Below are 24651 nucleotides of genomic sequence, written 5' to 3' on the forward strand. Positions count from 1 at the left end.
CTGTCAACGAGCCATGACCTCAAATGAGCAGGCCGGCGGCGCACGCCACACCGTCGGCGTCGACGTGGGCACGGGCAGCGCCCGCGCTGGCATTTTCGATTCAGCCGGGCGCATGGTGGCGTCGGCGAAACACGATATCACCGTGTTTCACGAGAGCGGCGCGATTGTCGAGCAATCGAGCACGCAGATATGGAACGCCGTGTGCCACGCCGTGAAGGAGGCGCTCGCGCAGGCTGCGATCTCGCCGGAGCGCATCGCCGGCATCGGCTTCGATGCCACCTGTTCGCTCGTCGTGCTGGGCGAGGGTGGCACGCCGCTGCCCGTTGGCCCGTCCGAAGTGGCCGAGCGTGACATCATCGTGTGGATGGATCATCGCGCCGTGGAGCAGGCCGGGCGCATCAATGCCACGGGCCACGACGTGCTGCGCTTCGTGGGCGGCAAGATTTCTCCCGAGATGGAAACGCCCAAGCTGCTGTGGCTGCTGGAAAACCGGCCCAAGGTGTTCGCCGCGGCCTGGCAGTTCTTCGACCTGACCGACTTCCTCACGTGGCGCGCCACCGGCGATCTTGCGCGTTCCACCTGCACGGTGACCTGTAAGTGGACCTATCTCGCGCACGAGCGGCGCTGGGACGAGAGCTACTTCCGCACCGTGGGTCTTGGCGTGCTGGCCGACGAAGGTTTCGCGCGCATCGGTCAGACGATCGTCGAGCCGGGCACGCCGCTCGGCAACGGGCTCACGCCGGAGGCCGCCGCGCAGCTCGGCCTGCGCGCGGGTACCGCCGTCGCGACGGGCGTGATCGACGCGCACGCGGGCGGCATCGGCACGGTCGGCGCGCAAGGGCAGCCCGAGGCGTGCCTCGCGTATGTGTTCGGCACCTCGTCATGCACGATGACGACCACGCGCGATCCCGTGTTCGTGCCCGGCGTGTGGGGGCCGTACTACGCGGCGATGGTGCCCGGGGCGTGGCTCAACGAAGGTGGGCAGTCGGTGGCGGGCGCGGCGATCGAGCGGCTGCTCACGATGCATCCGCTCGCAGCGCACGCCGCGAGCCGCGCGGCGAGCGAAGGCGAGTCGCTGCCGACGATGCTTGCCGGCCTGGCGGCTCAGGCTGCGCAGGGCGGGTCGGGCGCGGTGCGCCTCGCACACGATGCGGGCCTGCACGTCGTGCCGGAATTCCTCGGCAACCGCGCGCCGTTTGCCGATCCCCATGCGCGGGCCGTCATCGCGGGACTCGGCATGGAGTCGGACATGGCGAGCCTCGTCGCGCTCTATGTCGCGGGGGTCTGCAGCATCGGCTATGGACTGCGGCAGATCATCGAGGTGCAGGCCCAGGCGGGCGCGCCGATCGAGCAGGTCGTGATCAGCGGCGGGGCGGGCAGGCTCGACCTCGTGCGCCAGTTGCTTGCGGACGCAACGGGCAAGCCCGTGCTGGCCACTCACGCCGAGGAACCGGTGCTGCTGGGTGCGGCCATGCTGGGCGCCGTGGCTGGCGGGTCATACGACAACGTGCGCGAGGCGATGGCCGCGATGTCGCAGATCAGCAAGGTCTACGCACCGGCCACGGGTGAGATCGCCGCGCTGCACGACGCGCGGTACCGTGCCTTCACGCAGTTGCAGGACGTGGCGCGCGCGATCCGGTAATGGCCTGACCGGTCGCGGCTCAGGCCGCCTCGCCGCTGCGCTGCGCGAGCGCGGCGGCGGCAGCCTCGCTCTGCGCGAGGTAGCGCAGCAGCTTCGTCACCATCACGACGACGGTGAGCGCGAGCAGCACGAAGAACACCGCGAGCGGCGTGAGCACGTGCACGGAGACGAAACCGGCCAGCCCCATCATCGCCGCGGAAACGAGCAGCAGCGCGCAGCCCAGGATCGCGCTCGTCAAACCCGCAATGTGCGGGAACAGCGAATTGCCCTTGGCCATCAGCGTGGGATACATCGCCCCCGCGGAGAGACCCATCACGAGTACGGGAACGGCAAGCGTCCACACGCGCAGGCCCACTGTGAGCGCGAGCACGAGCATGGCGATTGCCGCGCCCGCCATCACGCGCGCGCCCACGCGCAGACGTTGCTCCGGAGTGGGCAGGCGCGGGCCGTGGAGCCGGTTCGAGAGGCCGCCCAGGAAATACATCAGGCCGATGCCGAGCGCGAGATAGCCGAAGAAGGTAGGCGGCCTGTGCAGCGTGTTCTGCACCATGAACGGCCCGACGACGTTGAAGACGAGCAGGATGCTGTAGCACAGGCCCTGGGCGAGAAAGCAGCTCTGGAACACCGGGCTCGCGAGCACCTTGCCCGCATTCGCGACGAGCGTGCGCGGTTCCAGATGCACCGGCTGCCGCAAGGTCTCGCGAAAGCGCCACAGCAGCGCCCACATCGCGAGCGAGTAGACGAGCAGGAACACGAGGCAGGCCTTCCAGCCGAACAGCTCCTGCAGATGCGCGCCGATCACCGGCGCGATGATCGGCGCGAGCCCCCATGTAATCGACATGTAGGTGAACGCGTGCATGAGCGCGGTGCCCACGAACGAGTCGGTGATGATGGCTTTTGCGAGCAGATTGGTCGCGGCGATGCCGAAGCCCTGCAGGCAGCGCGCCAGCACGAAGGTTTCCAGGTTCGGCGCGGCCAGCGAAAGCAGGCAGCCGATCGTGTACACCACGAGGCCGAAGGCCAGCACGCGCTTGCGCCCGAGGGCGTCGGAAATCGGCCCGAAGATGAGTTGGCCCAGCGCGTAGGCGGCCAGATAACCGGACACGCTCGACTGGATCGCCTGCGGCGAAGTCGCGAAGTAGCGCGCCATGGCCGGCAGCGCGGGCACGTAGATGTCGATGGCGAGCTGTCCGGCGGAGGCGAACAGGCAGATCAGGAACAGCAGGAAGCGCGGCGAGTTCGCCGGGCGCGCGGCGGTGGCTGGACGTTCGGGCAGAGCGTGGGTCATGACAGCGTGAACAGGGCGGATTCCGGTGCGGCGGCGCGGGGGGCGATCGGGCTGCCTCTTCGGCAGGCATGTTCGAATCACGAACACAGTGTCCGGCGCGACGCGTAGGCGCGTATTGTGCCCGTTATCGCCGGATTCCGTGCGACGCCCCTCTCAGGCGCGACGCTTGCTGGCCATCCGCATATCTCGCCCTGGATAGCCCCGGAGTGCCGACATGCCAGAGAAAAGGCCGAAAGAGGCCGTGCGCCGCCCGACCAGCGCACAAGACTACGACGTCTTCTGCGGCGAGCAGATCGACGGCGCGGGCCGCTACTATGGATTGCTGCGGATTCGCCGCAAGACCGATGGGCGGCTCATCTATCCGTTCGACGGCTGTCCGCGCCCGGGGCCGTGCGCAACGGGACCGCTCGCCAGGCAACAGGCACTCACGCTCGCGGACGAGCTGATTCGTGCGGACATTGCCATGCCCGAAGGGTGAGTCGGGACTGCGGGCCGAAGGCGCAGGGTATGCCGAGAATTTCATTTCGCGATAAGCCAGTCGAGGAGAAATGAATACTCCGACCTTTGGAGAATCCGCCTGTTTTTGGAACCATTTTTTAGCGCCCGACGCGTAGCATTTTCGCCATTCCGTTGTGCGAGAAACGAAGATGAGCGAGAAGGGCGATTTGCGTTACTTTGACTACGCCGCGACTACTCCTGCGGACCCGCGGGTGATCGAGGCGATGTTCGGCTGTCTGGGCATGGAAGGCGATTTCGGCAACCCCGCCTCCAGTTCGCATGGCGCGGGCCAGCGGGCGCGCCGGCTCGTCGAGCAGGCGCGCAAGGACGTGGCGGCGCTCATCGGCGCCGATGCCGAGGAGATCGTCTGGACTTCCGGCGCGACCGAGTCGAACAATCTTGCGCTCAAGGGCTACGCGGACCGCGCGACGCAAAAGCGCCATCTCATCACGAGCCAGCTCGAGCACAAGGCCATTCTCGACACGATGACGAGCCTCGAAGCGCGCGGCATGGCCGTCACGCGGCTCGCACCGGACGCGCACGGCGAAATCACGGCAGGGGCCGTGGCCGCCGCGCTCACGCCCGACACCGGTCTCGTCTCGCTCATGCTGGTCAACAACGAACTGGGCACGCTCACAGACATCGCGGCGATTGCGCGCGTGGTGCATGCCGCCGGCGCGCTGCTGCACGTCGATGCGGCGCAGGCGCTCGGCAAGACGCCCATCGACGTGAAGGCAATGGGCATCGACCTGCTCTCGATGTCGGCGCACAAGGTGTACGGGCCGAAGGGCATCGGCGCGATCTATGTGAGCCGCGAGGCGTTCGAGCGCATCGCGCCGCAAATGCACGGCGGCGGTCACGAGCGCGGTCTGCGCTCGGGCACGCTGGCCACGCATCAGATCGTCGGCATGGGTGTCGCGTGCGTGATTGCGCGCGAGGCGCTGCAAGCGGACAGCGAGCGCATCGCACGCCTCGCGGAGCGCCTGCTGGCCGAGGTGCTCGCGTTGCCGGGCGTCACGCTCAACGCCGCGCGCGCGAGGCGCATTCCCCATACGCTGAGCCTCACGATCGATCTGCCGGGCTTCTTCCCGTTCCTGCTGACCGGCGACCTCGCGATCTCGTCGACGTCGGCCTGCAACTCGGCGGCGGGCACGCCCTCGCACGTGCTCACGGCCATCGGGGTCGGCGAAGAAGCGGCAAACCGCACGGTGCGCCTGAGCCTCGGGCGCTTCACGAAGACAGAAGACGTCGATTTCGCGGTGGAGTGCATTCGTCGCGCCGTGGCGCCATGTCTGCCGGCTGCGGCAGCCGCTTGAACCTGATTCGCGCTTAACCGGACCCGGCGAGAAAGAGGCGGATTTCATCGCCGAGCCAGTCACGCACGGCGCGCACCTTGGGGTCGTCGCGGCTGCCGATGCGGTAGACGAGATCGTGGCCGCGCTCGGACTCGAGACGCAACTGCGGGAACGGCGCGACGAGCCGGCCGGCGGCGATGTCGTCCGCCACGATCACGCTGCGCCCCAGCGCGACGCCTTCGCCGCGGATCGCCGCCTCGATCGCGAGGCTCCCATGGCTGTAGGCCGTGCCGCGATCGCTGCGCACGCCGCTCAATCCCGCCAGCGCCAGCCATTGCTCCCAGTTCGCGAGCATGCCGCCCTCGTGCAGCAAGGTGCAGCGCGCGAGACTCTCGACCGATGCCATGCCGCCCATCTTCGCCCGATATTCAGCACTGCAGACTGGCGTCACGGTCTCGTCGAGAATGCGCTCGGCCAGCACGCGCGGATAGCGTCCGCTGCCGTAGCGAATCGCCACATCCACATCCGAGTCGTTGAGATCCACGTATTTGTCGGTCACGTCGAGGTGGACGTCGAGTTCCGGATGGCGCGCCTTGAGGCGATGCAGGCGCGGCGCGAGCCAGCGGTTCGCAAAGGACACGCTGGCGTTGATCTTCAGGCGCGAGACGCTGTCTCGCGTGCGCAGGCGCTCGGACTCCTTGGTCAGTTCAGCAAGCGCGCGGTTCACGGCCAGCAGGAATTCGGCGCCCGCCTCGGTCAGGACGATACGCCGCGTGAGGCGCTGGAACAGCGCCACGCCCAGATGGCTTTCGAGCGTCTTGATGTGCCGGCTCACGGCGCCGTGCGTGACGTGCAGTTCCTGTGCCGCCAGCGTCATGCTGAGAAGCCGCCCGGTGGCCTCGAAGGCGCGCAGGGTTTGCAGCGGGGGAAGGCGGTCGAACATGGAGCCGGGTGCGTGCATGACGTGTGAGTTTTGCTCACGCATTATATGACGACAAATGGTTTGTCAGCCGCGTTGACGGGCTTCAATATGAGCATCGAGCCGCAGGACGTAACCTGACCAGGACCACGCCCGCGGCGCATTCCTGAAGGTTGGCATTCTCCGCACCGCGTCGCTCATCATGGATCTTCTGCTTTTCAAGCTCGTCGTTACGCCGTTGTTGTTGATGGCCGCCAGTCTCGCCGCCCGCCGTTGGGGCGAAGCGGTCGGCGGGTTGCTGGTGGGGCTGCCGCTCACATCGGGGCCGGTCTCCGTTTTTCTCGCGCTGGAGCACGGACCGGCGTTCGCCGCGCGGGCTACCGCGGGATCGCTCGTCGCAACGGCTGCGCAGGCGGCGTTTTGCGTCGTTTATTGCAGGGCCGCGGCGCGCGGATGGAAGGTGGCGCTGGCGGCCGCAGGCGGGACGTTCGCCCTCGTGGCCCTCGTGCTGCAATGGAGCGCGCTGCCTGCCAACGGTCTTTATCTCTTCGCCATTCTGGCCATCGCCCTGGCGCTCAACCTGATTCCCAACAAGCCGGCAAGAACGGCGCGGCTCACGCCGCCGTGGTGGGATTTGCCGTCGCGCATGGCGCTCATTGCCGGCCTCGTCGTGAGCGTCACACTGATCGCGCCTTACGTCGGACCCGAGGCGAGCGGCGTGCTCGCGTCGTTCCCGTTCATGGCGATCATCCTCGCGGTGTTCGCGCACCGCCTGATCGGTCATGAAGCCGCGCAGCAACTGATGCGCGGCATGACCACAGGACTGCTGGGTTTCGCGTCGTTCTTCTTCGTGCTGAGCCTCACGCTCACGCGCTGGAACCTGCTGGCGGCCTACGGGACCGCGATTCTCTGCGTGCTCACGATCCAGGCGTTTTCCTTGTACCGCATGCGTCTGCCGACACCGTGCCTGCGCGGCAAGTCCAGGGCCGAAGGCAGCGCGCCGTAACGGCGGGCTTGGCTTGCGGCGGGTCGAGCCGTTCTCGCCGCGCTTGCTGCGCCGCATCGCAGGACAACCTGGCATCCGGGCTCCCGTATCGTCTCGAAGCCCCTTGCAAATGGCCTAAACTACAGAACCGGCGGACGCGGCCACTTCCGCGCCGCCGGACCGCCATGGCGCACCTCTTCTTTGCAGCTTCGATTCAGCGGCACGTCGCGACGCCCGAGCGCGAGATCGACGCGCGCACGCTTCGCGAGGCGTTCGATGCCGTGTTTGCCGAGCAGCCTCGTTTGCGCGGCTATATCCTCGACGATCAGGGCGCCTTGCGTAAACATCTGGCCGTGTTCGTGGACGGCATTCGTCTGCGCGACCGGGAGCATTTGAGCGACCCGCTCGGCGAGCAGAGCCGGGTGTACGTCGTGCAGGCGCTGTCCGGCGGATGAGCCGCCACTTTGCATGGGACCGGAGCGCTGACTCCGGGTCGACAGGAGGGCAAGCGAGATGAGCGATCGACTGCTGGTCGCAACCCGCAAGGGGCTGTTCGTTCTGCAAGGCGATGGAAAGGGCGGCTGGGCAATCGGCGAACCCGAATTCGTCGGCGAGCCGGTGAGCATGGTGATGCCCGACGCGCGCGACGGCTCGCTCTATGCCGCGCTCAACCTGGGCCACTTCGGCGTGAAGCTGCATCGCCGGCGTGCGGGCATGGCGGACTGGGAGGAATGCGCGATGCCCGTGTATCCGCCACAACCGGCCGAGGACATTCAGGCCGGCGAGCCGGACGCGTTGGGCCGCTTGCCCGCGCCATGGTCGCTCCAGCAGATCTGGTCGCTCGAACCGGGCGGCGCGGACGAGCCGGGCGTGCTGTGGGCCGGCACGATACCGGGCGGCCTGTTCCGCTCCGCCGACGGCGGCGACAGCTGGGAGCTCAACCGGGCGCTGTGGGACCGCCCGGAGCGGCGCGAATGGGCGGGCGGCGGCTACGACGCGCCGGGCATTCATTCGGTGATGGTCGATCCGCGCGACAGCCGGCACGTGACGGTGGGGGTGTCGTGCGGCGGCGTCTGGCAGACGGGCGATGGCGGCGCCAGCTGGCGCCTCACGGCCGAGGGCATGGAGGCCGACTACATGCCGCCCGAGCGGCGCGGCGAACCCAACGTGCAGGATCCGCACCGCGTGGTGCAATGCGCGGCGAATCCCGATGTGCTGTGGACCCAGCATCATTGCGCGATCTTCCGTTCGACCGATGGCGCGGCGCACTGGCGTCGCATCGAAGCGCAGCCGTCGAGCTTCGGTTTCGCGGTCGCGGTGCATCCGCGCGAGCCGGACACCGCGTGGTTCGTGCCGGCCCAAAAGGACCAGTACCGCGTTCCCGTGGATGGCCGGTTTGTCGTGACGCGTACGCGCGACGGCGGGCGCACGTTCGAGCGTTTTTCGAACGGCTTGCCGGCGGCGCCCGCGTACGACCTTGTGTATCGGCATGGCCTTGACGTCGACGACTCCGGTACGCGTCTAGCGATGGGGTCGACTACGGGAGCGCTCTGGACCTCGGACGACGGCGGCGAGAACTGGCGGCTCGTTTCGGCGCACTTGCCGCCGGTGTATTGCGTGCGGTTTGGGTGACGGAAGTCTTGCGCCCGCGCCCGAAAGAGGTGTCGTTGAGCGAAATGCAGGAGCAGCGAGGGTTTTTGTATCCTTGTGTATCCACCGTGGCTACGGACAAGGAGGCTTGCAAAAGCAGGGGGGCGCGGAAACAAGCCGGATACGTGCGGGCGGTCAAATACACCCATGCCAGTCAGCGACGTCGCACAAGAGACATCGAAAAGACTGGACGCACGAGCCACGCAATCGTGGTCCGAACCAACTCATTGCTTACAGGTGGATACCATGAAACTCATCAAGTCGCTGATCGTTGCCGCTGTTGTCGCTGTTCCCGTCGTCTCCTTCGCGCAGTCGGCCGAGCCGCTCACGCGTGCCCAGGTCCGCGCCGAACTGGTGCAGCTCGAAAAGGCCGGCTACAACCCGGCGGCCGACTACAACGACTATCCGCAGCACATCGAGGCCGCCGAAGCGAAGGTGAGTGCGCTGAACGGCGCGGCGGCGTCGGCGTTCGGCGGCGTGGCGAATGGTTCATCGGCAGCGGGCGCGGCTACGGCTTCGGCTCCGCACGACATTCCCGGCTTCGACCCGATCTACGCGCATCCGTGACCGGCGCGTGAAGGCATGCATGCAAGGGCGGCCCGCTTCGAGCGGGCCGATGCCCATGGCGCGACTTGCCTCATGCTTCGTCCCGGCCTAACCTGTCCCGGATACGGCGACACCGAGCCCAGCATGCAAATCCATCCCGTACGGCTGTCTCCCGGCGACGATCTGCGCATCGCCGTCGAAAGCCTGCTCGGCCAGCAAGCCTCGCATGCGGCGTTCGTCATTCAGGGCATCGGCAGCCTGAGCGTCGCGCAGTTGCGATTCGCCGGCGCCGAGACGCCGACCGAATTGCGCGGCGACCTCGAAATCCTCACGCTCGCGGGCTCGGTGTCGCCCGATGGCGCCCACCTGCACATGTCTGTGTCCGACGCGCAGGGCCGCGTGCTGGGCGGACACGTCGCGCGCGGCTGCACAGTGCGCACCACGGCGGAACTGCTGCTGGTCCTGCTGCCCGGCCATCGTTTCTCGCGGGAGTTCGATTCCTCGACCGGCTACGCGGAACTGCAGATCCGCAACGCGCCGGGTTGATCCGCCTGCGCCGCCATTCGAGCGGCACCACGCATCGTCACAAAATTTAAAAGCGGCATCGCTATGCTTCGGCGTTGCCTCGCTGCCGTCTGCGCAGTTGCACGTGTTGCGCGCGAGATCCCGCTCGGGCCGCTCCTCGAGCCGTTGTTGTGCCTCTATCTGGACGGAGACTTCGATGACGGTCGAATCCGCGCCGGCGCGCCTGCTTTTGGCAGGCGGGTCGCGCAGACGTTTGAGCCGGCCCGCTGCATTCACGACGATGCGTGCGCCTGCCATGCTGCTTGCATGCGCCGCGCTTTATACGCTTGGCGCTTGCAGTGCTCGCGACGGCGATACGCGCGCCGCGCTCACCACGAGCGCCGCACGCGAACTTGCGCAAGCACAGCCAGGCGGCGATCCGCAGCACCCGCCGCTTGCCAACGCATTCACGCTGGCGCCGGATGCGGGCGCATCGAATCTCCCAGATAGTGCGAACAGTACGGCAAACGCCGGCGTAGCCTTGCCTGCGAACGCCGTACGGTCGCCGGCGAAGGCGCCCGCCAGCGGGAGCGCGCGAGACACACAAGCCGCGCAAATCGAACCGCTTGTCACACCCGTTATCCACACCGCCGATTGACGTACCCGGCCGCGCGGCCTTGCCGCCTGCCGCCCGTCGAGGCGGCATGCCGTGCGTGCCTTTCTCAACCTGAAGATGGAAACCACAAGATGACATCGAGAAGCCGCCGTGACTTTCTCCGCACCGCCGCGATGAGCGCCGGTTCGGCCACCGCCCTGACGATGCTGCCGCAGGGCATCCGCAATGCGCTCGCGATTCCGGCAAACAATCGCACGGGGAGCATCCGCGATGTCGAGCACATCGTGATCCTCATGCAGGAGAACCGCTCCTTCGACCACTACTTTGGCACGCTGCGCGGCGTGCGCGGCTTTGGCGACACGCGCGCGATCACGCTGCCCACCGGCAAGCCTGTATGGAACCAGCCGCTCGCGGCCGGCGGTGTGGGCGAGGTGCTGCCGTTCCATCCCACCGCGTCCAACCTGGGCCTGCAGTTCATCCAGGATCTGCCGCACGACTGGACCACGACGCACGCGGCCTGGAACAGCGGCCGCTACGACCAGTGGGTGCCCGCCAAGGGCACGACCACGATGGCCTATCTCACGCGCGACGACATTCCGTTTCACTACCAGCTCGCCGACGCCTTCACGATTTGCGACGCGTACCACTGCTCGACGATGACCGCGACCGACCCGAACCGCTACTATATGTGGACCGGCTGGGTGGGCAACGACGGCAGCGGCGGCGGCCAGGTGATCGACAACGCGGAAGCGGGCTATGGCTGGTCCACGTATCCCGAAGTCCTGCAGGGCGCGGGCATCACGTGGAAGATCTATCAGGACGTGGGCGAAGGCCTCGACGCCAGGGGCTCATGGGGCTGGACGGGCGACAACCCGTACATCGGCAACTACGGCGACAACTCGCTGCTGTATTTCCATCAATACCAGAACGCGCAGCCCGGCAATCCGCTGTATGACCGCGCACGCACGGGCACGAACGTGCTGGCGGGCGGCGGCTATTTCGATGTGCTCAAGCAGGACGTGGCGAACAATGCGCTGCCGCAGGTCTCGTGGATCGTTGCGCCCGAGGCGTACTCGGAGCATCCGAACTGGCCCGCGAACTATGGCGCGTGGTACGTCGACCAGGTGCTGCAGATCCTCACGTCGAACCCGGACCTCTGGAGCAAGACCGTCCTGCTCGTGAACTACGACGAGAACGACGGTTTCTTCGATCACCTGGCGCCCCCGTTCCCGCCGGCTTCGAGCGCGAACGGCCTGTCGACCGTCGACACGACGAACGAAATCTTCCCGGGCAGCAGCAAGTACGCGGCGGGCCCGTACGGCCTCGGACCGCGTGTGCCGATGCTCGTGGTCTCGCCGTGGTCGCGCGGCGGCTGGGTGTGCTCGGAAACGTTCGACCATACTTCCGTGATCCGCTTCATCGAGAAGCGCTTCGGTCTGCATCACGACCTGCGCGAGCCGAACATCACGCCGTGGCGGCGCGCCGTGTGTGGCGACCTCACGTCGGCGTTCAACTTCGCCACGCCCAACGCGGCGGTCCCCGCGCTGCCTTCCACGACAGGCTATGCGCCGCCCGACAAGCTGCGTCACCCCGACTACGTGCCGGTGCCGCCGGTCGTGGGCAGCGTGCCGAAGCAGGAAGCGGGCGTGCGCAACGCGCGCGCGCTGCCGTACGAGCTGTTCGTGCGCTTCGATGCCAATGCCGGCGCGGGCGATGTCACCGCGCGCTTCGTCAATTCGGGCCGCGCCGGTGCCGTGTTCCTCGTCTACACGGCAGGCAGCACCGATGCGCCGCGCACCTATACGGTCGAAGCCGGCAAGCATCTGCAGGACAAGCTCGCGATTGGCGCCAGCGGCGCGTACGACTTCAGCGTGCATGGGCCGAACGGTTTTCTGCGCCGTTTCGCGGGCACGCAGGTCAAGTCGGGCGGGTTGGGCTGGCTGGGCGGCAATGAAACGGCGCGCCCCGAAGTGGCCGAGGGCTACGACGTGGCGAACGGCAACCTGCAACTGCGCCTCGAGAATCGGGGCGGCGCGCGTTGCCGGTTCACGATCGTCAACGCGTATGATCCGGGCGCGAAGATCCAGCGCACCGTGCCCGGCGGCGACACCGCGCAGCTTTATCTCGACCTGCGCAACGCGTTCGGCTGGTACGACCTGACGATCACCGTCGATAGCGATGCGACGTTCGTGCGCCGCATTGCAGGGCACGTCGAGACGGGCCGCCCGAGCTATAGCGATCCCGCACTCGGCGCCTGATACCGCTGAGGACTGAGGTGAGCCACGGCTTTCGCGAGCCGTGGCTTTTTGTTTGCCGTGTAATCGAGCAAGGGGCGCGCTAGCGCGCGCGTGCCGGCGGCGGCGCGTAGAACGCCCCCGGAATACCAATGCCCACTCCGACATTGACGTACGCGCGCGCCTGTGCAGGCTGCATCGCGCAGCGTCGTCGCGATACAAAGGAATGCAAACTTCAACACATGGAGCTTCATCGCCGATCCTCCGTCGCGAGCGCGCCTTGCCATGCTGCGGCTGGATCAGATCATCCACGGGTTTGGCGTTATTGCGCATACCGTCGGCCACTTTCGCCCACTGATCCTCTTCGGCGGGAGTAATCTTCAGTTCGGCATGCGAAGTCCGAACGAACCATTTTGATCATGGCAGCGGCGGCAACCCGTTTCGGCATCCTACATGTAACAGCGAATAACAAGGAATAGGGCACGATTCCCGAATGCACCACGCTTCACTCGTAGAACAGCATCGGCTGAATTCGCCGCGCGGCGAATCATTCTGGCGATACAAGGAGGCAACGTGGCGAGTCGAATGGCATCTTGCAGGATTTCCGCTTCCCGTTCCGAGCAGAGCGCCGGGCTGCCATGGGCAAGGCTGGCGTGCCTGACGCTGGCCGTGGCCACGCTCGCCGGTTATATGCCGGCGAGTCGCGCGGCCGTGTCGATCATGCGGCCGCCGCGCGAAGCCAGGTCCGACGAGCCGCTCGTGGTGACCATCGTCTACACGGGCGACGCACCCTCCGGCACCTCGGTCGACGTGCCGCGCACCTTGAGCATTGCGCTCACCAACGGCGAGCAGTTGCCGAGGACTGTGCTGCTCACGCGCGACCCCGGCGCGCCCGAGCACGTGCGGCTCGCGGCCGGGGAAATGAAGGCGGTGAGTTATCGCGCGCCCTGGCCCGAGTGGGCGCGCGGTGCCGTGAGAGTGGACGTGCCCGGCGTCGACGTTTCGCCTTCCGTGGTCCTGCTCACGCGCAAGCCTCGCGAGGCCACGGCGAATGCGCCCGCGCCAGCCTCTGCAACCGCAGCGGCCGTTGGGTCCGCATCCACTCCACTGGCCCTTGGCTCCGCCGAGGGGCCGATGGCGGGAAACGAGTCGCTCGCTTCACAAATGCCGCCTTCGACTGTGAAGCCTTCGAATTCGCTCGTGCCGGATTTGACCACGATTATCGCGGGCCGCTTTTCGTTTTACCAACCGAATTATTTCGCGGACGGCTTTGCCTCGAACGACTCGGATCTCGCGAAATTCCAGGTCAGCTTCAAATTCCGCTTTGTGTTGCCGGACGATCCGCGCTCCAGAGGTTTCGTCGACAACCTCTATTTCGCATATACGCAAACCTCGTTGTGGGACATCAATGAGTATTCCGCGCCGTTCCGCGATACGAGCTATATGCCCGCACTGTTCTATTACCTCGAGGATACCGGGTGGAGATCGAAATGGTTCACGCGCATGGGTATCGAAGCGGGCTACGAGCACGACTCGAACGGGGAAGACGGACCGGAATCGCGCGGCCTGGACTACTTCTACGTGAAGCCGATCTGGGACTTCGGCGATCTCAACGCGAACCACTTGACCATCGCACCGAAGATCTATGGCTACACGCACATTGCCGGGGAGAACTCGAATATTGCCGACTATCGCGGGTATGTCGATCTGCTGGTCAAATACGGCAGCCCGGATGGCTGGCAACTCGCGACCACGCTGAGAAAGGGCACGAAATCGTGGTACGGCAGCGTCGATGCGCAATTCACATACCCACTTGCCAAGCTGTTCGGCAACGCCTGGGGCGGCTACTTGTGGATCGGCTATTTCAACGGCTATGGCGAGGATCTTCTCGACTACAACCAGCACCGCTGGGCGGCGCGCATCGGCTTCAGTCTGTCGCGGTGATTGCGGGTGCGGATGTCGCCGTGATCTCCTGTCGCCGCCGGTGGCAACGCATCGGGCACCGTGTTTGCGCGCTGCACCGGCAGTGCGCCATCCGCAGCCGAGGCCGGGCGGTTGCTGCGCTCCTCACGCGCGCACATCGGAGGAACGATCATGAATGAGCAACGGGAAGAGCGCGTCCGGCGACGCGCTTATCAACTCTGGGAAGACGACGGCGCGCCGGAAGGTCGGGCGGACGAATACTGGAGCCGCGCCGAAAAACAGATTGCCGCCGAATACGACGCAGAAGGAGACACGTCGAGTATCGCGAGCGATCAGGCCGGCAAGCGCCGCCTTGCCGGCGAACCCCTGCAGGAAAGCGCCGCCATACCGCCGAACGAACTGGCGCGCGACAAGCGGCGCGGCGGCGGGTGAAATCACCCTGTGCCGCGCGTTAGGCCATTGCCATGCCAGCCGGCGCGGCCTGCTCGCCCATCAATGATGCGCGAACAGGCTGTTGCGGCCCTCGTGTGACATGAGGGCATCGTGGCGCGATGTTTGCGCAACCGAAGCATTCGAGGTGCCCGAGCTTTCCATGCCATAGCCGGAGTCGTCGGCGCGTTGAGTACCGGCGGGCTGCGAGCTTGCCGGTTGCGGCATCTGCGTGGCTTGTGCCGGGGATGCGGCGTTCTGTGCGAAGGCGGCGGGCGACAACGCGACGCCGAGCGAGACAACAGCAGTAGCTAGTAGAAGTTTCATGATACCGACTCCATGTAACAGACGTTACTTCGGATTACTGAAAAGAGTGCGCAGATCGCGAACCCGTTTTGCGACCGCTCAATCAACATCGCGACGTCCGATCACCACGACGTATATCCACAGGTTACGCAGTCAACCTTAGTGTTTGCTTATGCGCGGGCAACGATGCGCGTTTAGCGCAGATTCGGCCGTTGTTAAGGCTCAGTTAAGCAACCGCAGCATATAGTCCCAAGCTGTTTCGTTCCGCCCCTCACGCGGCGCAAGGAGTGTTCATGTCCACCACCACACGAAGTCTTGTCGAAGATACGCTCAGCAAGGTCCCCGCCGTGACGTTCGGCTTCTGGATCATCAAGGTTGCCTGCACGACGCTCGGCGAAACCGGCGGCGACTGGGTGACCATGTCACTGAATCTGGGCTATCTCGTTGGCTCGCTCATTTTCCTCGCGTGCTTCGTCGTGCTGGTGGCGGCACAGATCCGCGCCCGGCGCTTCTACCCGTGGCTCTATTGGGCGACGATCGTTGCCACGACTACGCTCGGCACGACGCTCGCGGACTTTTTCGACCGCTCGCTCGGCGTAGGCTATCCTGGCGGCGTATCGATCATTCTTCTGTTGCTCGTGGCCAGTCTCGCGATCTGGTACCGGGTAGAGGGCACGGTTTCGATCGAGAGTGTCGCGACGCCGCGCGTCGAGTGGTTTTACTGGATTACGATCCTGTTTTCGCAAACGCTCGGCACCGCGCTGGGCGACTGGGTGGCGGGCGAAGACCGTGGCGGCCTCGGCGTGGGCTACGAATACGGCGCAGCGATCTTCGGCGCAGGCCTCGTTGTCGTGGCGCTGCTGTGGCTGTGGCCGCGCGTATCGCGCACCGCACTTTTCTGGTTCGCGTTCGTGCTCACGCGCCCGCTCGGCGCGACGCTGGGCGATCTGCTCGACAAGCCTGTCGCCGATGGCGGCCTGCACTTCAGCCGTTTTTACGCATCCGCGCTGCTGGTGATCTTTATCGTCGGCTGCATCGTGCTGCTGCCTCAGCGTGCCGCTCGCCGGGCGCGCAACGCGTAGCGCGCATAGGTCATTGCGGCATCACGCACGTGAAACTGGTCGCGCGATTCAGATTGCCCTTGCCCAGATAGCGCGCAAACGCCGGATAGCGGCACAGCGGCCGCGTGCGGCCGTTCGTGGCCTGGGCAAGATCGGTCACGAACAGCGTTTCCGGCGCGCTGCCGTGCGTGACCCAGTCGTCGAGCGCGCCGAGCAGGTCGACGGACGGGATGAACACGCCGTTGCCGTGCTGGTAACCCGGCACCATGTAAAGCCGCATGAAGCTGTCCACGCGCGCTTCGCCGTAGCGCCCCACCAGCCCCTGGTAATACGCGATGGTCTGGTTCGGGCTGATGACCTCGTCGGCGAGCCCCTGCAAGGTAATGAGCTTGCCGCCTCGCGCGAGGTAGCGCGAGACGTCGGGGTTCATCGCGCCAACCGTCGTCGACAGCGTAAAGAGCCGCTCGCGGTAACGGCCGGGATGCATCACGTCGAAGTTCGTCGAATCGAAAGTCGGGTCGTGCGTGATGAAGTATTTGAGGTAGGCATCGCCCTGGGCGTACAGATAGCCATTGGTGACGAACCCCGGTTGAGTCAGCCGCTCGGGCGAATGCGCGAGGCCCAGCATGCTCGTGAAGCGCGTGCCCTGGAAGACGTTGTAGCCGCGATAGGTGTCCGCATTCCACGCCAGCGCGTAGGGCAGGCGCAGGCCGTCGCGCAGGCTCTCGAGCGTCGCGATCTGCGGCGGCGTGAGGCAGTCGTCGGCGGCATGCCGGCGATCCGTCTGGTCCTGCTCATCCTGTGCGGAGCAACGCAGCGAGTCGACGATCTCAGGTTCTTTCGCGCGGCAGGATTCGACGTCGCTGATGAGGCCGTCCGCCGCGCCGTCGAGCGCATCGCACAGCTGCAACACGCGCTCGTAAACATGCTCCAGCAGTTGCGGCGGCAGATAGCCGCCCGGCGTGCGGTATTCGTGCTGACCCGCCACAACGCCAATCAGGCGCACGCCCGAGAAGTTCAGCGCGGGCGAGTTCGCGATCACGCCGTCGTAGTCGTCGGGATAGCGCTGGATCACGGTGTAGCCTTCGCGGCCGCCCGTCGAGCCGCCCGCGAAATACATGTGCTCCGGCGGCCGCCCATAGCCGAGCGTGATCAGTGTTAGCGCAACGTCATGCGCTTTTTTCAGATGCGCGTAGCCGAAGTTGGTTACGGCTTCTTCAAGCAGTCCGAAATTGGCCTCCGACGACGTGCCGTTGTGGCCGGAGTCGTCGCCGAAGGTCGCATAGCCGCGCGCGAGCGGCGCGCGGTCGGGCGAGAAGGGCATCGGGCCGGTTCCCGTCACCACGACGCCGCTGTAGCCGCCGCCGCCGAATTGCAGCGCGCGGCCGTTCCAGCGGCTCGGCAGGTTCACTTCAAAGCGGATATCCGGCGTCCCGGCGCTGCGGGCGCGGATCACGCCGGTCAAGCGGCAGAAGTCGCCGTTGAGATTGCCTGTGGCGGTCGCGGGGATCATCGTAGCGCTCAGCACGAGCGCGCCGTTGGTCGGCAGGCCGATGCTCGCGGGCGGCAGCAGCGTGCCCGCAAGGTCGACGCAATGCAGCGGCAGCGAAGGCGTGTGCTGGGCGAAAGCGGGGCCGCCAGCGATGAGCGTGGCGATCGCGATCGCCTTGCGGGAGTCGTGTGCGCGCTTGCCCCGTCGTATCATCCGCAGCCGGCTCCGTTTGCGTTCACTCGGGCCTTTTCCTTCTGGCGCCCGAGCGTTCCGCGCCAGGCCCGGGCGAGCATGAGCGTCGCGCCGATCGCGACGATGTCGCCGGCCAGCGCTGCCGCGAATGCCGCCGCACCGTGCAGCGCGTGTGGCGTGGCCGTGTCGACGATCACCGAGATCAGCGTGCCGCCGACGAAGCACACGAGCCCCGTGCGACCCACGGTCACTACGGCGGGCAGGCGCGCGGCGACCCGTGCGATCGTTCCGCGATGGACGAAGTACGCCGCCACCATGGCAATGCCGATGAAGTTGACGACGCGCGCGAAGGCCAGATGCTGTTTCATTGTCCCAGGCATGGGTTGAGTCAGGACGAACCATTTAAGCGCAGCGAACAGCGCCACCGCGGCGAACGCGAATCGTACCAGCCAGCGCGCGGTTTCCGAGGCCTTGAAGCCGGGCGGAACCGGATACAGCCGGCAGAGCATGCCGAATACGAACATCAACTGCCACGCGAATGGGTCGAACGGCCAGTTCGCGAACGTGCTCGAGCCGATGAGTACAGCCAGCAGCGGCGCAAAGGCCCAGAGCAGCAGGCTGCACGTCAGCGTGGCGAGCGGCGCGCGGCGGGCGAAGGGCACCGCCGCAGGCACGCACAACGCAAATATGACATACATCGGCAGCACGCTCGACAGATACGGCTGGCGCGCGAGCAATACGACGTGGAAGGTTTCGCGCACCGGATGCGTGGCAAACGACGCCCAGCCGCTCAGATCGGCGGCGGCCGGGTTCAGGTGCAAGAGCGCGAGTATCGCGCCCGAGAGCAAGGTGAGCAGGGCGGTCAGCAGATAGGCGCGGTAGATTTCCCAGCTGCGGCGCAGGAAGCGCCCTTGCGCGGCGCTCACGCCGCGGTGCGCGCGCACGGCCATAAAGGCCGCGGCCGACGCGTAGCCGCCGAGAAACACGAACACTTCGGCGGAGTCGCACAGCGCGTAAGCGTGCAACGTCACCTGCGACAAGGCGCTGCCTGGAATGTGATCGAGCACGATCACGATCAGCACGACGCCGCGGAAAAAGTCGACTTCGATCGAACGCCCCTGGCGAGACTCCATGGTGCCCTCGCAAGCATCGCGGCGGCGCCGCTCTATCCGGCGTCGACCGCTCGATGAATGGCAGGGCGGCGGCTCACGTATCGTGGCGCCGCCCTTGTGCGTACGAGAGCCTTTCGCAGGTATCGTTCCCTGCTCGCGACGTGGTTAGCGCTTTATGCGCCCGATATGACGCGCACGCCATGTTGGCGTCATCTGCATGCCAGCTATTGGGCGACCGCGCGGCGACTGCGGTGTCCGGCCGCGTGCCGCTTACTTTGCGGCAGCGGCGCGTTCGATCGCGGCGATGTCGATCTTGCGCATCTGCATCATCGCTTCCATCGCGCGCCTGCCGGCTTCGCGATCGGCGCCGAAGACGCATTCGAGCAGGCGCTTTGGCGTGATCTGCCACGAAAACCCCCAGCGATCCTTGCACCAGCCGCAGTCCGACTCCTCGCCGCCGTTGCCGACAATGGCGTTCCAGTAGCGGTCGGTCTCTTCCTGGCTATGGGTCTCGACCATGAAGCTCACGGCCTGGTTCGCCTGGAAGTCGGGTCCGCCGTTCAGGCCCACGAAGCGCCGGCCGAGCACCGTGAATTCGACCACCAGTTCCGCCCCGGCGCCGATGCCCGGTATCGGGGAAACATGGCCAGCCCCGACATGGCTGTCCGGAAACGTCGCGGCATAGAACTCCGCCGCTTCGCGTGCGCTACCTTCATCGAACCACAGGCAAGTCACAAGCTCGGCCATCACGATCTCCTTTGACAAGGCGCCTCATTGCCGGCGCGTACCTCACATTGTGACAAAGCCTCGGCGATGTGTGGGATTTTCGCTGGTGGAGCGTGACGACTATTCGATGCAGCGATCGATCGCGAGAGACTGTGCTGACTGTGCTGACTGTGCTGACCGGGCGCTGGGAGAAGCTGTCTTGCCGGGATGCGGATGTGATTCGGATTACGATGCAATACACAGTGCGAGCGTCACAAAAGCGATGGCTGAAACGGCGCGCGTTCGCGGGACCCCACTCTGCCGCAATCTGCGCGAGCGGCAGGCCGGTCGTGCGCAACAGCAAACGCGCCCGCTCCAGATCCCGTTGAATTCCGGATCCCTTCATTTTTATTACAAAAGAGGCGGCCTTCATAAACTCATTGCTTGCGCTAAAGATTCGTCTGGCGGTTGCCGATACCCTCGGATGAGCAGATAAACATGAATGCAAACACGCGGCGTGCCGGCCGCTTCGGGGTTACCGCGTACGCGCGCGCCTTTCACCTTCCTGGCGAGCACGGTCCTCGCACCGCTGTTCAGGTGTTCGCCGCTGCAATCAAGCCCGATGGCACGGCCACGACTCCGGCGAGCGGATAAGAATGGCATTGCAGACAATGCGAAATCCGTCCCGCTCGTCGCATGATCTGCACCGGGGACACGGACAAGACAAAGACGGGAGAGGCCAGTAATGAAGGTTCACGCTAGCGCGCTCACGCTGCTGCACTGGCTGGCGCAACGCGAAAGTGCGTCGGTTAGCGAAATGACTGCGTCGGGATTGATGAGTTCACGTGAAGCATCGGACGTCGTTCGCTACGCCATGCGCAACGGCGCCGCCGAACGCCTCAACAAGGGCGCGAGCGCACGGGGCCCCGCTCGCTACCGCTCGACCGGTGTGCCTCTGCCGCAGCCACGGACGGCGCCGGCCGGTGTGTCGTTTGAAGGCTTGCTGAGCGCATGGGGAATCGCGCAGGAACCGCCCGAGCTTCCCGCCGTGCGCACGCGCGTGTACCAGATCGAAGACACGGGCCAGGATAGCCGAGGCGATGCTCGCCTCGGCAAACAAAAGCGCAATGATTGAAATGAACGGAGGTCGACTGAGAAGAACAACGGTCTGCCAATACGAGGCCGTATCCACTTCCTGTGCCGGTGGCCTCAATTAGAACGAGAGTAAAGACGAGAAAAGCATGAGAGTACGTCCTGATCAATTCCGGGGAAAACGCGCCTTGCTGATTGCTGCGCTGGCAGGCGTCGCTTCATTTGCAATTTGCGAGTCTTCTGCACAGGCCGCCTTGGGCGGGAAGCTCGACTCACTCCAGATCGAAGCGTCCGCGCTCAGAGGTCGGTTGTCCTCCACAGCATCGACTTCGGCCTACACCACCCAGGTCATCGCGCTGCCCACGGGCACGACAGTGCGCGAATACGCGAATGCAGCCGGGCAGGTTTTCGCCGTGTCCTGGAGCGGGCCGCGTCCGCCGGACTTTTCGCAATTGTTCGGTAGTTACTTTTCCGAATACAAGGCCGCGCTGCAGACGCCGGCCCACGCTGACCTGCATCGACATGTAGCTGTCGAGTCGGCGCAGATGCGATATGTGGGAGGCGGCCGGATGAACAATATGCGAGGCACGGCCTGGTTGCCGGCTGCGGTTCCTGCGGGTGTTACGCCGGAGGACCTGCAATGAGCTCGATTCGCAACGCATTTTGGGCAATGGGGTTCTGTCTCGTGCTTGCCGCTTGCGGCGGTGGCGGCAGCAGCGGTAACGGCGGCCAGGCCGCGCAATCGAGCACGCCGGGTCCGGGCACGGGCGGCGGTGGGAACCCGGGCGGCCCCTCGCTGGGCACCGGTAACGTTTTGCCGATTCGAGTGGATACCTCATTGGCGCCTTCCGGTAGCGGCTATGCGCCCAATCTCCCGGTGGCTACGGTGACGGTGTGCCTCCACGGCACCACGCAATGTGCGATCGTGAGCGACGTTCTCGTGGACACCGGCTCGGTCGGGCTGCGTCTCACGTCCTCGGCGCTCGGCGCCCTGGCAAGTGCGCTTCCTGAGCAAAAGGACAGCGGCGGCAACGTGCTTGGCGAGTGCTATCCGTTCGCGGACGGCCGGTATTTCTGGGGGCCCGTGGCGAGCGCCGATATCAAGCTGGCTGGCGAAGTTGCCAGCAATGTGCCGATGATGATTGACGGCACGCCGGGCGGATTTCCTGCTGCACCCAGCGCCTGTGGCATCACCCTTGCAGACGCTCCGTCGGTCATTGGCGCCAACGGAATCCTGGGCGTAGCGAATCTCGTGGAGGATTGCCCGGCCTGCACGAGCAACGCGTCGAAGGACATTTACTATTTCTGTAACACGACGACCGGAACCTGCACGTCAACGGCAGTGACCGCCTCAGCCCAGGTTCAGAACCCGGTGGCACTCCTGCCGCAGGACAACAATGGCGTCATCGTCGAGTTGCCGGGCATTTCGGCCGCGGGACAGGCGTCCGTCGATGGTTCGCTCGTCTTCGGGATAGGAACACAATCGAACAACACGTTCAGTGCGACGTCGGTGCTGGGCTATGACGCGAGCCTGTTCATCTCGACCAGCTATAACGGGCAGGTCCTCGCCGAGTCATACGTCGACAGCGGATCCAACGGCCTGTTTTTCGCCGACAGTTCGATTACCCAGTGTGCTGGCGGCACCAAGTGGTATTGCCCGACGGCCACCCTTGCGTTGACGGCGACAGCCTTTGGCAACGCGGGAGCCACGACGCCGGTGAACATGTCTTTCATGGTCGCCAACGAAAATGCGCTTGCGAGTACCCGCGCCTCGGCTTTCAACAATCTCGCGGCAACGGGAAGCGGCGCCACGTTCGACTGGGGATTGCCGTTCTTCTTCGGGCGCAACGTGTACTTCGCAATTGCGGGCAGGACGGCGCCAGGCGGCACCGCGCCTTATGTTGCGTTTTAACGGCTGATTGACCGCATGCAGTCTCGTCGCGGCGAAGGGGCGATCACACTGGTACTGCCCTCCGCCATCACTCGGTCTTGCGCGGCGGCGGGTTATGCCGCGCGAGAAATCGATCGAACTGACCGGCAAACGCCTTGCTGTCACGCGCGCTGAACGGCGCCGGACCGCCCGTTTCGATGCCTGCATTGCGCAGTTGATCCATCACGTCGCGCATCGTCAGCCGTTCCTGAATATTTTCGCGCGTGAACCAGTTGCCGCGCGGATCGAGCGCCTGCGCGTTCTTTTCGAGCACCGCGGCGGCGAGCGGTATGTCGGCGGTAATCACGAGGTCGCCCGCCTCGGCCAGTTCGACAATGCGGGCATCGGCCGCGTCGAATCCTGTCGGCACCTGAATCGACTTGATGAAGGGCGACGGCGGTGTGCGCAGATATTGGTTTGCCACCAGCGTCACCAGGACTTCGGCGCGTCGCGCCGCCCGAAACAGCATGTCCTTGATGACGGCGGGGCAGGCGTCAGCGTCGACCAGCACTTGCATGTGGGGATTTCCGGCACAGAAAATCGCGATCATATCGCAATGCGTGCGATGCGCGGCGCATTGCCCGATGTTTCCTGTTGTTTCCGGTTGCGCAGCGTTTTCCTTGCATTTACCCGCATACCTGCCAACATTGATTTCGCAATGGAGCCGGATGCCCCCGACCAGACACTGCGAAGACGGAGCGCATATGAGCGACGCTACCCACGGGTTCGATGCCGCCGGGGAACGCAGGCACACAAACGGGCTTCGGATGGGCGCACTCGTTGCCCTCGTCGTGGGCTCGATGATCGGCGGCGGCATTTTTTCGTTGCCGCAGAATATGGCCGCTTCCGCAGGTGTTGGCGCCGTACTGATTGGCTGGGTCATTACGGCGTTCGGCATGCTCGCGCTCGCACTCGTATTTCAGACACTCGCGAACCGCAAGCCGAATCTCGATGGCGGCGTCTACGCCTACGCCAAGGCCGGATTCGGCAACTACATGGGCTTCGCCGCGGCCTGGGGCTACTGGATCTGCGCGTGGCTTGGCAACGTCGGATACTACGTGCTGCTTTTCAGTACGCTCGGATATTTTTTCCCCGTATTCGGCGAAGGCAATACGTTACCCGCCATCGCCTGCTCCTCGGCACTGCTATGGAGCGTGCACTTTCTGGTGCTGCGCGGCATAAGAGAGGCGAGTTTCATCAATCAGATCACGACGATCGGGAAGATCGTTCCGCTCGTCTTGTTCATTCTTATCTGCCTCTTCGCGTTTCGGCCAGACGTCTTCTCGGCCGATATCTGGGCGCGTTCGAGTCCTGCGCTGGGCGGCGTGCTCGATCAGGTCCGGAACATGATGCTGGTCACGGTCTGGGTGTTCGTCGGTATAGAGGGGGCGACCGTATTTTCGGCTCGCGCCGCGGACCGCAAGAGCGTCGGCAAGGCCACGGTGATCGGATTTTTCGTCGTGCTTCTCGTTCTGGTTCTCGTCAACGTGCTCGCGCTCGGCATCATGACGCAGCGTCAACTCGCCGGGCTGAAGAATCCCTCGATGGCCGGCGTGCTCGAACACGTTATCGGACATTGGGGCGTGGTGCTGGTGAGCGTGGGGCTCGCCATTTCGCTGGCCGGCGCGCTGCTTTCGTGGGTCATGTTATGTGCGGAGATTCTGTTCTCGGCCGCGCGCGACCGCACGATGCCCGCGTTCCTGCGCAGGGAAAACGCGCGACAGGTGCCGGCTAACGCGTTATGGCTGACCAACGGCATGGTGCAGATCTTTCTGCTCATTACGCTGGTGTCGAAAGGCACATACCTTTCGCTCATCTATCTCGCCACCTCGATGATTCTCGTGCCTTACTTCTGGTCGGCAACCTACGCGCTATTGCTCGCCATTCGCGGTGAGACTTACGAGCTGTCGCAAAAGGAGCGCCGCAGGGATTTGATGATCGCTGCGGTGTCCGTGCTCTACGCTGTCTGGCTGCTTTATGCGGGCGGCGTGAAATACCTTCTGCTTTCGTCGCTGCTTTATGCGCCGAGTGTGGTCTTGTTCGCCAAGGCGAGGCGCGAGGCTGGGCAGCGCGTGTTTTCTCATCCTGAGAAAGTCGTATTCGCGGCCGTGCTCGTTGCCGCGGTCGTGGCGGGCTACAGTTTGTATCGCGGGCTGCTGAGCCTTTGATTGGGCGGATGCCAGCCGATAACGTTGATAGTGCGTGCCCCGTCGCCGGGACTGGTTGGGTCGT

At 65.3% G+C, this 24651-nt stretch carries 23 protein-coding genes and 2 pseudogenes; 17 read left to right on the forward strand and 8 right to left on the reverse strand.

What is annotated here, in order from left to right; translation table 11 throughout:
* Nucleotides 1–13: 13 nt before the first annotated feature.
* Nucleotides 14–1642 (forward strand): FGGY-family carbohydrate kinase, encoded by a 1629-nt coding sequence (locus BHE01S_RS01530; RefSeq protein WP_042259735.1) that lies wholly within the window; start codon nucleotides 14–16, stop codon nucleotides 1640–1642.
* Between the two features lie 19 nt (nucleotides 1643–1661).
* Here the strand turns inward: BHE01S_RS01530 and BHE01S_RS01535 are convergent, their stop codons facing one another.
* Nucleotides 1662–2930, reverse strand: coding sequence for a multidrug effflux MFS transporter (locus tag BHE01S_RS01535; RefSeq protein WP_042259736.1), 1269 nt, complete (start codon nucleotides 2928–2930; stop codon nucleotides 1662–1664).
* Nucleotides 2931–3144: 214 nt separating this feature from the next.
* On the opposite strand from BHE01S_RS01535, the gene BHE01S_RS01540 reads away from it, so the two are divergent.
* Together BHE01S_RS01540 and BHE01S_RS01545 are read left to right on the forward strand one after the other, a co-directional pair.
* Nucleotides 3145–3408: a DUF6723 family protein gene (locus tag BHE01S_RS01540; protein ID WP_042259738.1), complete on the forward strand. Its 264-nt coding sequence runs from the start codon at nucleotides 3145–3147 to the stop codon at nucleotides 3406–3408.
* Between the two features lie 169 nt (nucleotides 3409–3577).
* Nucleotides 3578–4735: pseudogene (locus BHE01S_RS01545) on the forward strand (cysteine desulfurase family protein); the annotation flags it as partial.
* Nucleotides 4736–4757: 22 nt separating this feature from the next.
* Here BHE01S_RS01545 and gcvA read toward each other — a convergent pair.
* Entirely contained in the window at nucleotides 4758–5666 is a 909-nt protein-coding gene (gene gcvA, locus BHE01S_RS01550) for a transcriptional regulator GcvA (protein ID WP_042259980.1), read from the reverse strand.
* A 178-nt stretch (nucleotides 5667–5844) separates the two neighbouring features.
* Between gcvA and BHE01S_RS01555 the strand changes: the two genes are divergently transcribed.
* The 9 genes from BHE01S_RS01555 (at nucleotide 5845) to BHE01S_RS01595 (ending at nucleotide 14532) form a co-directional block, all read left to right on the forward strand.
* On the forward strand, nucleotides 5845–6648 hold the full coding sequence (locus tag BHE01S_RS01555) for a membrane protein (protein WP_042259742.1): 804 nt from the start codon (nucleotides 5845–5847) through the stop codon (nucleotides 6646–6648).
* 164 nt (nucleotides 6649–6812) lie between these two features.
* Complete coding sequence (locus BHE01S_RS01560; RefSeq protein ID WP_042259745.1) at nucleotides 6813–7082, forward strand: MoaD/ThiS family protein; 270 nt, start codon at nucleotides 6813–6815, stop codon at nucleotides 7080–7082.
* A 58-nt stretch (nucleotides 7083–7140) separates the two neighbouring features.
* On the forward strand, nucleotides 7141–8259 hold the full coding sequence (locus BHE01S_RS01565; protein ID WP_042259747.1) for a WD40/YVTN/BNR-like repeat-containing protein: 1119 nt from the start codon (nucleotides 7141–7143) through the stop codon (nucleotides 8257–8259).
* Nucleotides 8260–8523: 264 nt separating this feature from the next.
* Nucleotides 8524–8844, forward strand: a complete 321-nt coding sequence (locus BHE01S_RS01570) for a DUF4148 domain-containing protein (RefSeq protein ID WP_042259982.1) — start codon at nucleotides 8524–8526, stop codon at nucleotides 8842–8844.
* A gap of 123 nt (nucleotides 8845–8967) precedes the next feature.
* Complete coding sequence (locus BHE01S_RS01575; protein WP_042259984.1) at nucleotides 8968–9369, forward strand: PPC domain-containing DNA-binding protein; 402 nt, start codon at nucleotides 8968–8970, stop codon at nucleotides 9367–9369.
* Between the two features lie 175 nt (nucleotides 9370–9544).
* Nucleotides 9545–9985, forward strand: coding sequence for a hypothetical protein (locus tag BHE01S_RS01580; RefSeq protein WP_042259749.1), 441 nt, complete (start codon nucleotides 9545–9547; stop codon nucleotides 9983–9985).
* 89 nt (nucleotides 9986–10074) lie between these two features.
* Entirely contained in the window at nucleotides 10075–12201 is a 2127-nt protein-coding gene (locus BHE01S_RS01585) for a phosphocholine-specific phospholipase C (RefSeq protein ID WP_042259753.1), read from the forward strand.
* A 549-nt stretch (nucleotides 12202–12750) separates the two neighbouring features.
* Nucleotides 12751–14121: a phospholipase A gene (locus BHE01S_RS01590; RefSeq protein WP_245639605.1), complete on the forward strand. Its 1371-nt coding sequence runs from the start codon at nucleotides 12751–12753 to the stop codon at nucleotides 14119–14121.
* Nucleotides 14122–14232: 111 nt separating this feature from the next.
* On the forward strand, nucleotides 14233–14532 hold the full coding sequence (locus BHE01S_RS01595; protein WP_322787264.1) for a DUF2934 domain-containing protein: 300 nt from the start codon (nucleotides 14233–14235) through the stop codon (nucleotides 14530–14532).
* 60 nt (nucleotides 14533–14592) lie between these two features.
* Here BHE01S_RS01595 and BHE01S_RS01600 read toward each other — a convergent pair whose 3' ends face one another.
* Nucleotides 14593–14856, reverse strand: coding sequence for a hypothetical protein (locus tag BHE01S_RS01600; protein WP_157025068.1), 264 nt, complete (start codon nucleotides 14854–14856; stop codon nucleotides 14593–14595).
* Nucleotides 14857–15128: 272 nt separating this feature from the next.
* Here BHE01S_RS01600 and BHE01S_RS01605 point away from each other — a divergent pair, with 272 nt between their 5' ends.
* A complete protein-coding gene (locus tag BHE01S_RS01605; RefSeq protein WP_042259759.1) occupies nucleotides 15129–15917 on the forward strand; it encodes a COG4705 family protein in 789 nt (262 codons plus the stop codon).
* A gap of 10 nt (nucleotides 15918–15927) precedes the next feature.
* Here the strand turns inward: BHE01S_RS01605 and BHE01S_RS01610 are convergent, their stop codons facing one another.
* The 4 genes and pseudogenes from BHE01S_RS01610 to BHE01S_RS38880 form a co-directional block, all read right to left on the reverse strand.
* Entirely contained in the window at nucleotides 15928–17601 is a 1674-nt protein-coding gene (locus BHE01S_RS01610; RefSeq protein ID WP_042259761.1) for a tannase/feruloyl esterase family alpha/beta hydrolase, read from the reverse strand.
* Nucleotides 17598–18713, reverse strand: coding sequence for an OpgC domain-containing protein (locus BHE01S_RS01615; protein ID WP_042259763.1), 1116 nt, complete (start codon nucleotides 18711–18713; stop codon nucleotides 17598–17600). The genes BHE01S_RS01610 and BHE01S_RS01615 overlap by 4 nt, the downstream gene beginning before the upstream one ends.
* 249 nt (nucleotides 18714–18962) lie before the next feature.
* Complete coding sequence (locus BHE01S_RS01620; RefSeq protein ID WP_042259764.1) at nucleotides 18963–19439, reverse strand: VOC family protein; 477 nt, start codon at nucleotides 19437–19439, stop codon at nucleotides 18963–18965.
* A 226-nt stretch (nucleotides 19440–19665) separates the two neighbouring features.
* A pseudogene (locus tag BHE01S_RS38880) lies at nucleotides 19666–19785 on the reverse strand (AraC family transcriptional regulator); the annotation flags it as partial.
* Nucleotides 19786–20142: 357 nt separating this feature from the next.
* Between BHE01S_RS38880 and BHE01S_RS01625 the strand changes: the two are divergent.
* The 3 genes from BHE01S_RS01625 to BHE01S_RS01635 all read left to right on the forward strand — a co-directional run bounded on the left by BHE01S_RS01625 (nucleotide 20143) and on the right by BHE01S_RS01635 (nucleotide 22401).
* Nucleotides 20143–20532, forward strand: a complete 390-nt coding sequence (locus BHE01S_RS01625) for a hypothetical protein (RefSeq protein WP_157025070.1) — start codon at nucleotides 20143–20145, stop codon at nucleotides 20530–20532.
* A gap of 106 nt (nucleotides 20533–20638) precedes the next feature.
* Entirely contained in the window at nucleotides 20639–21133 is a 495-nt protein-coding gene (locus BHE01S_RS01630; RefSeq protein ID WP_084068465.1) for a DUF2844 domain-containing protein, read from the forward strand.
* A 26-nt stretch (nucleotides 21134–21159) separates the two neighbouring features.
* Entirely contained in the window at nucleotides 21160–22401 is a 1242-nt protein-coding gene (locus tag BHE01S_RS01635) for a DUF3443 family protein (protein ID WP_052405642.1), read from the forward strand.
* Between the two features lie 67 nt (nucleotides 22402–22468).
* Here BHE01S_RS01635 and BHE01S_RS01640 read toward each other — a convergent pair whose 3' ends face one another.
* Complete coding sequence (locus BHE01S_RS01640; protein WP_042259992.1) at nucleotides 22469–22936, reverse strand: YaiI/YqxD family protein; 468 nt, start codon at nucleotides 22934–22936, stop codon at nucleotides 22469–22471.
* Nucleotides 22937–23123: 187 nt separating this feature from the next.
* Between BHE01S_RS01640 and arcD the strand changes: the two genes are divergently transcribed.
* Nucleotides 23124–24587, forward strand: a complete 1464-nt coding sequence (gene arcD, locus BHE01S_RS01645; protein WP_042259773.1) for an arginine-ornithine antiporter — start codon at nucleotides 23124–23126, stop codon at nucleotides 24585–24587.
* The last annotated feature ends 64 nt before the right edge of the window (nucleotides 24588–24651 follow it).

The sequence above is a fragment of the Paraburkholderia heleia NBRC 101817 genome, from assembly GCF_000739775.1.
Classification (GTDB): domain Bacteria; phylum Pseudomonadota; class Gammaproteobacteria; order Burkholderiales; family Burkholderiaceae; genus Paraburkholderia; species Paraburkholderia heleia.

What these genes read in the sequence shown, in the direction of transcription:
- BHE01S_RS01620 (WP_042259764.1), bottom strand. Translation starts at nt 19,439, where the DNA reads ATGGCCGAGCTTGTGACTTGCCTGTGGTTCGATGAAGGTAGCGCACGC.
- BHE01S_RS01535 (WP_042259736.1), bottom strand. Translation starts at nt 2,930, where the DNA reads ATGACCCACGCTCTGCCCGAACGTCCAGCCACCGCCGCGCGCCCGGCG.
- BHE01S_RS01630 (WP_084068465.1), top strand. Translation starts at nt 20,639, where the DNA reads ATGAGAGTACGTCCTGATCAATTCCGGGGAAAACGCGCCTTGCTGATT.
- BHE01S_RS01610 (WP_042259761.1), bottom strand. Translation starts at nt 17,601, where the DNA reads ATGATACGACGGGGCAAGCGCGCACACGACTCCCGCAAGGCGATCGCG.
- BHE01S_RS01570 (WP_042259982.1), top strand. Translation starts at nt 8,524, where the DNA reads ATGAAACTCATCAAGTCGCTGATCGTTGCCGCTGTTGTCGCTGTTCCC.
- BHE01S_RS01585 (WP_042259753.1), top strand. Translation starts at nt 10,075, where the DNA reads ATGACATCGAGAAGCCGCCGTGACTTTCTCCGCACCGCCGCGATGAGC.
- BHE01S_RS01625 (WP_157025070.1), top strand. Translation starts at nt 20,143, where the DNA reads ATGAAGGTTCACGCTAGCGCGCTCACGCTGCTGCACTGGCTGGCGCAA.
- BHE01S_RS01640 (WP_042259992.1), bottom strand. Translation starts at nt 22,936, where the DNA reads ATGCAAGTGCTGGTCGACGCTGACGCCTGCCCCGCCGTCATCAAGGAC.
- BHE01S_RS01635 (WP_052405642.1), top strand. Translation starts at nt 21,160, where the DNA reads ATGGGGTTCTGTCTCGTGCTTGCCGCTTGCGGCGGTGGCGGCAGCAGC.
- BHE01S_RS01530 (WP_042259735.1), top strand. Translation starts at nt 14, where the DNA reads ATGACCTCAAATGAGCAGGCCGGCGGCGCACGCCACACCGTCGGCGTC.
- gcvA (WP_042259980.1), bottom strand. Translation starts at nt 5,666, where the DNA reads ATGTTCGACCGCCTTCCCCCGCTGCAAACCCTGCGCGCCTTCGAGGCC.
- BHE01S_RS01605 (WP_042259759.1), top strand. Translation starts at nt 15,129, where the DNA reads ATGTCCACCACCACACGAAGTCTTGTCGAAGATACGCTCAGCAAGGTC.
- BHE01S_RS01575 (WP_042259984.1), top strand. Translation starts at nt 8,968, where the DNA reads ATGCAAATCCATCCCGTACGGCTGTCTCCCGGCGACGATCTGCGCATC.
- BHE01S_RS01615 (WP_042259763.1), bottom strand. Translation starts at nt 18,713, where the DNA reads ATGGAGTCTCGCCAGGGGCGTTCGATCGAAGTCGACTTTTTCCGCGGC.
- BHE01S_RS01565 (WP_042259747.1), top strand. Translation starts at nt 7,141, where the DNA reads ATGAGCGATCGACTGCTGGTCGCAACCCGCAAGGGGCTGTTCGTTCTG.
- BHE01S_RS01600 (WP_157025068.1), bottom strand. Translation starts at nt 14,856, where the DNA reads ATGAAACTTCTACTAGCTACTGCTGTTGTCTCGCTCGGCGTCGCGTTG.
- BHE01S_RS01555 (WP_042259742.1), top strand. Translation starts at nt 5,845, where the DNA reads ATGGATCTTCTGCTTTTCAAGCTCGTCGTTACGCCGTTGTTGTTGATG.
- arcD (WP_042259773.1), top strand. Translation starts at nt 23,124, where the DNA reads ATGAGCGACGCTACCCACGGGTTCGATGCCGCCGGGGAACGCAGGCAC.
- BHE01S_RS01560 (WP_042259745.1), top strand. Translation starts at nt 6,813, where the DNA reads ATGGCGCACCTCTTCTTTGCAGCTTCGATTCAGCGGCACGTCGCGACG.
- BHE01S_RS01540 (WP_042259738.1), top strand. Translation starts at nt 3,145, where the DNA reads ATGCCAGAGAAAAGGCCGAAAGAGGCCGTGCGCCGCCCGACCAGCGCA.
- BHE01S_RS01580 (WP_042259749.1), top strand. Translation starts at nt 9,545, where the DNA reads ATGACGGTCGAATCCGCGCCGGCGCGCCTGCTTTTGGCAGGCGGGTCG.